3 protein-coding genes are annotated in these 2,948 nt (G+C 61.6%); all 3 read left to right on the forward strand.

Translation table 11 applies throughout. The features are described from left to right. Positions 1-463 precede the first annotated feature (463 nt). On the forward strand, positions 464-1,018 hold the full coding sequence (locus AAFX91_RS40445) for a fasciclin domain-containing protein (protein WP_394570213.1): 555 nt from the start codon (positions 464-466) through the stop codon (positions 1,016-1,018). A 180-nt stretch (positions 1,019-1,198) separates the two neighbouring features. Beyond that, complete coding sequence (locus AAFX91_RS40450; RefSeq protein ID WP_394570214.1) at positions 1,199-1,834, forward strand: cytochrome b/b6 domain-containing protein; 636 nt, start codon at positions 1,199-1,201, stop codon at positions 1,832-1,834. A gap of 17 nt (positions 1,835-1,851) precedes the next feature. Next, positions 1,852-2,637: a molybdopterin-binding protein gene (locus AAFX91_RS40455; RefSeq protein WP_394570215.1), complete on the forward strand. Its 786-nt coding sequence runs from the start codon at positions 1,852-1,854 to the stop codon at positions 2,635-2,637. The last annotated feature ends 311 nt before the right edge of the window (positions 2,638-2,948 follow it).

Raw genomic sequence — 2,948 nt, forward strand, 5'->3', positions numbered from 1 at the left:
AAACACGGGGGGATTTGTTGGGCATACGTTCTCCGTTAGAGAACTGTCCCTAATTTCCCGTGTCTCACTTTTGGGGGCACTCCAGCATGCGCCGATGCAGTGTCCCCGGATTACGCTGCGCTTCATCCGGGCTACGAATGCTATTGATTGCGAACTTGTAGGGTGGGCAAAGCGCAGCGTGCCCACCATTCCGAGCACGTCGTTAGATGGTGGGCACGATTCGGTCTTCGCCCGTGTTGGATGGTGGCGCAAGAAGTCGCTTTGCCCACCCCACGGCAGCGCACCCCCACGGCCAGGCCCGCAGATAGTTTCAGCCATCACGATAAATTATCCCGCGAAACCCCGTCCCAAACCCTCCCGTAGCTGCGGCCAACGACGGTGCAATCGAATAGCCGCGCCGTCGTTGCCTTTCATCCCCGGCGGCAGCTCCGCCGGTCATTGTTAGCCAAACGGGAGATTGTCCATGTCGAAACATACAGCACTTCTCGCCGCCGCAGCGTTCAGCGCACTGGCGCTCACCGCGACCGTGCTGGCGCCGGTTCGCGCCGAGGAGAAGACCGTGATGGTCGGCGGCGCCGCGATGTTCCCATCCAGGAACATTATCCAGAACGCGGTCAATTCCAGGGACCACACCACCCTCGTCGCCGCGGTGAAGGCCGCTGGTCTCGTGGGCACGCTGGAAGGCAAGGGCCCGTTCACGGTGTTCGCGCCGACCAACATGGCGTTCGGCAAACTGCCGGCCGGCACCGTCGAAACCCTGGTCAAGCCGGAGAACAAGGGGACGCTGACCAAGATCCTGACCTATCACGTCGTGCCGGGGAAGTATGAGGCCTTCAGCCTTGCCGACGGCAAGAAGCTTAGGACCGTCGAGGGCGAGGAACTGACCGTGAAGAAGCAGGACGGCAAGGTCTGGATCGGCGACGCCAAGGGCAATTGGTCGACGGTGACGATCTCGAATGTCAACCAGTCGAACGGCGTGATCCATGTGGTCGACACCGTGTTGATGCCCGCCTCGTAACCCCGCGCGCGCCTGTTTCATCCCCCAGACAGGCAGCGTGAGACCAGCGAGCCGGGGAAACCCGGCTCGCTTTTTTGTGACCGCGATGCGCCGTTCGTATCGCATTGGTACCAGGTGTCGCGGTAACAAGGCCCCGATCCGGGCGTATAAATACGTAACGAATTCCGAGCAGGAACAGCCATGTCGAGCCTTGCAGTCCGCGACGAGCACGCAGCCCCAGTCAGCAGCACGACCAAGGTGATCCAGCCGGCCTGGGTCCGGATCGTGCATTGGATCAACGCGGTGGCGATGATCCTGATGATCATGTCGGGCTGGCAGATCTACAACGCCTCGCCGCTGTTCAACTTCATGTTCTCCCGCAGCATCACGCTCGGCGGCTGGCTCGGCGGCGCGCTGCTCTGGCACTTTGCCGCGATGTGGCTGTTGATGGTCAATGGCCTGGTCTATCTCGTCCTTGGCTTCGTCACCGGCCGCTTCCGCAAGAAGCTGCTGCCGATCACGCCGGCGGGCGTGATCTCGGATACCAAGGCGGCGCTGACCTTCAAGCTCTCGCACGACGATCTCGCCAAGTACAATTACGTGCAGAAGCTGCTGTATGCCGGCATCATCATCGTCGGTGTGATCATCGTGCTGTCGGGCCTGTCGATCTGGAAGCCGGTGCAGTTGCAGTGGCTGACGGCGCTGTTCGGCGGCTATGACGTCGCGCGCTATGTCCATTTCATCTGCATGGCGCTGATCGTCGCCTTCCTCGTTGTTCACGTCGCGCTCGCGATCCTGGTGCCGAGGAGCCTGCGCGCCATGATCATCGGCCGCTGAGTTCAAGGAGAAAGACCATGGGTCGCATGCGCAAGCTCCTGATCCCCGGCGTCGACAAGAAGCTCCTGGTCAAGGACGCCGTGAAGCTGATGCCGGATCTGACACGCCGGCGCTTCATCACGGGTGGCGCCAGCCTGGGGGCGCTGACGCTGCTCACCGGCTGCGACGTCATCGACAGCTCCTCGGCGGAAACGATGCTGGCACAGGTTTCGAAGTTCAACGATGCGGTGCAGGCCTGGATGTTCAATCCGAACGCGCTGGCGCCGACCTTTCCTGAAAGCGCCATCACGAAGCCGTTTCCGTTCAACGGCTATTACGATCTCGACGACGCGCCCGATATCGACGGCAAGGATTGGAAACTGGAGGTGCGCGGCCTGGTCGAGAACAACAAGCCATGGACGCTGGAGGAGCTCTACAAGCTGCCGCAGGTCAAGCAGGTCACGCGCCATATCTGCGTCGAGGGCTGGAGCGCAATCGGCAGTTGGACCGGCACGCCGCTGCGCGATTTCTTAAAGCTCGTCGGCGCCGACACGCGCGCGAAATATGTCTGGTTCCAGTGCGCCGACAAGGACGGCTACAACTCGCCGCTGGACATGCCGACCGCGCTGCATCCGCAGACGCAGATGACCTTCAAATTCGCCGACGAGATCCTGCCGCGCGCCTACGGCTATCCGATGAAGATCCGGGTGCCGACCAAGCTCGGCTTCAAGAACCCGAAATACGTGATCTCGATGGAAGTCACCAACGACTACAAGGGCGGCTACTGGGAAGACCAGGGCTACAATTCGTTTAGCGGAAGCTAGCTCCGCTCCTCATCCCGAGGAGCCGCGCCAGCGGCGTCTCGAGGGACTGGCCGCGCGCTCACCACTCTCCGTCATTCCGGGGCGCGCGCAGCGCGAACCCGGAATCCATCGGGCCGCATGTGTTGGCGGAGAAATGGATTCCGGGCTCGATGCTGTCGCATCGCCCCGGAATGACGAAGGAGAAAAATTCGCCAGCGATTCCAAAGTGATTTGCCTCGTCCAGTCATCGCGCACAAAACATTCCGCTTTCGCCGTCGGGCAAATCAGTGATTTAACTCCGCGCGTCTCACCCGAATGAGGGGCGGCTCGCG

It is taken from the genome of Bradyrhizobium sp. 31Argb (assembly GCF_043638955.1).
Lineage (GTDB): Bacteria > Pseudomonadota > Alphaproteobacteria > Rhizobiales > Xanthobacteraceae > Bradyrhizobium.

Coding starts and splice junctions, on each gene's coding strand:
- AAFX91_RS40445 (WP_394570213.1), top strand. CDS start 464: ATGTCGAAACATACAGCACTTCTCGCCGCCGCAGCGTTCAGCGCACTG.
- AAFX91_RS40450 (WP_394570214.1), top strand. CDS start 1,199: ATGTCGAGCCTTGCAGTCCGCGACGAGCACGCAGCCCCAGTCAGCAGC.
- AAFX91_RS40455 (WP_394570215.1), top strand. CDS start 1,852: ATGGGTCGCATGCGCAAGCTCCTGATCCCCGGCGTCGACAAGAAGCTC.